Origin of the sequence: Leptotrichia sp. OH3620_COT-345, from assembly GCF_003932895.1 — a bacterium.
Lineage (GTDB): Bacteria > Fusobacteriota > Fusobacteriia > Fusobacteriales > Leptotrichiaceae > Pseudoleptotrichia.
Genome location: NZ_RQYW01000244.1, coordinates 1 through 205 on the forward strand (window position 1 = coordinate 1; position 205 = coordinate 205).

1 protein-coding gene is annotated in these 205 nt (G+C 26.8%); it reads left to right on the forward strand.

The genetic code is table 11. From position 1 onward, the window contains the following. Nucleotides 1–205 (forward strand): DNA replication protein (locus tag EII29_RS12630; protein ID WP_158612591.1); only part of this gene is annotated, 205 nt, incomplete at both ends.

Here is a 205-nt window from a genome sequence, read left to right on the forward strand (position 1 = left end):
AAACTATATGACTTAGATCAGAGCTTAAAGATAAACTTGGCAATAAACGGACCTGCACTACTTGATAAAAGTCCTTATTTATTAGAAGCGAAAGATAAATATAACAAAGAAGAATTATTAAAAGATTATACTAATGGAAAGTATACAGATAAAGGTTTATCAAATAGTCCAAAACTAAATACAAATGTATTTCCATACGAAAGAA